Source organism: Nonomuraea sp. NPDC059194 (genome assembly GCF_042754765.1).
In the GTDB taxonomy this organism is placed as follows: domain Bacteria; phylum Actinomycetota; class Actinomycetes; order Streptosporangiales; family Streptosporangiaceae; genus Nonomuraea.
In genome coordinates this window covers 1-1,367 of record NZ_JBHZBH010000119.1, presented here as the reverse complement: position 1 = coordinate 1,367, position 1,367 = coordinate 1, and the positions used below count along the sequence as shown (strand labels likewise).

Annotated in this window: 1 protein-coding gene; it reads right to left on the bottom strand. The window is 66.7% G+C overall.

Annotation, left to right across the window (positions count from 1 at the left end):
* Positions 1-1,144 (bottom strand): IS110 family transposase (locus ACFXJ8_RS44065; protein ID WP_379651548.1); only part of this gene is annotated, 1,144 nt, incomplete at its 3' end.
* Between the last annotated feature and the right edge of the window lie 223 nt (positions 1,145-1,367).

Genomic DNA, 1,367 nt, shown 5'->3' with positions numbered 1-1,367 from the left:
GGTGCCAGATCACTGTCAGGACCGAGTTACCGCCGGCGACGATCGCTTTCTGTTTGCCGATCCGGCGGGCACGTTTCCGATACTGGGCGCCCAGGAAGGTCTGGGTGCGGGAGAAGCCGAAGACAATCCGGCCCAGCGTGCCGGCCAGCCACGGATCGCCCCGGCCACGGCCCTTGGCCTTCTTCTTCCCCGCCGATTCATGGGTCTGGGGACAAAACTTGGCCCAGGAGACCAGATGCGCCGCCGTCGGGAATCTGGTCATGTCCACCCCGACCTCGCCGATCAGTTCAGCGGCGGCGACCAGGTCGATGCCGATGACCTCACACAGCTGGGCCACCTGGTGAGCGAAAGGGGCGATCTCCTCCTCGATCTGGGCGTCGAGCGCGGCGATCTGTTCACCCAGCCGGTCGATGTTGTCGAGCATCATGCGCAAGATCCGCGCGTGGTGGTCGGTGAAGAAGCCCCGCAGAGCCTCGGTCAGCTCGCCGATCTTGTGGCGGGCCCGGCGCCGCGCCAGCTCGGCCAGCACCTGCGGGTCACGCGTGCCAGCGATGAGAGCCTCCATCATCGCCCGCCCGGAGACCCCGTGCAGGTCCGACAGCACCGAGCTGATCTTGATCTGGGCGTCCTCCAGCAGCTTCTCGGCGCGCTGCCGTTCTCGGGCCTGGTCCTGCACCAGCGCCCGGCGATACCGGGTCAGATCCCGCAGGCGCCGGATCTCGGGCGGGTGCACCAGCGAGGGGCGACACATCCCCCGCTCGGCTACCTTCGCCAGCCAGATGCAGTCCAGCTTGTCGGTCTTGGCCCGGCCAGGAACGTTCTTCACCTCCCGTGGATTGACCAGCCAGCACTCCAACCCTTCGGCCTCCAGCAGGAAGTACACCCCCTTCCAGTAGTCGCCCGTTGCCTCCATCACCACCCGGGTGACGCCGTGCTGGCGAAACCAGTCAGCCATCGCCAGCAGCTGCGCGGTGGTCGTCTGATAGGGGCGGACCTCTTGCATCCGCCGCTCGGGCACGGTGTGGTGGGGGATTCGCACACACGCCTCCAGGCCGGCCTTGCCCAGATCCAGAGCCGCGATCCGCTGCACATACAGGTCCTGAGTATCAGCCTCTTCCATGGCCATGATGAGATCTCCGCTCATCGCAGGGACGGGGGCAACGGCCACCCGCAGGAGCCAGCCGGGGAAGAAGAGAGTCGGACCCTCGTGCTCGTGGCAACAATGCGCAGCCCCTTGATGTGGCTCCCAGCAATCAGACTGACCTGCGGCCTCACCTGCGCCAAGAGGATATCGACGTCGGCGGGCGACCTACCCACATTTTCCCGCATGCGCGGCGTCCCCGCAGGGGACCTAGCGACTGACCTGC